Annotated in this window: 1 protein-coding gene; it reads right to left on the bottom strand. The window is 39.8% G+C overall.

The genetic code is table 11. The features are described from left to right. A partial coding sequence (locus R2R70_RS20830) for a hypothetical protein (protein WP_410979024.1) occupies positions 1–264 on the bottom strand: 264 nt, incomplete at both ends.

Raw genomic sequence — 264 nt, forward strand, 5'->3', positions numbered from 1 at the left:
CTGGCTCTGGGTTATTAGCAATTGCTTGAATTTGAGTTGTATGCTCTGCAATACCCGCGTCGAATACAGCTTCGTAATCTTTAGTACCAAATTTATCAAACTCAGGTGCCATGTATTGTAAAGGACTTGGTTTGAATAACACATTGCTTGCGTTTACGTCTTGCACTTGTGCTGCGCTTTCTTTTGCCATTGTTTGTGTTTCTGATTTATTTTCTGAACAGGCAGATAGTAATAATGCACTAGCAATTGTAGTGGCGATTAGGG

The sequence above is a fragment of the Cobetia sp. SIMBA_158 genome (genome assembly GCF_046566945.1).
Lineage (GTDB): Bacteria > Pseudomonadota > Gammaproteobacteria > Pseudomonadales > Halomonadaceae > Cobetia > Cobetia amphilecti.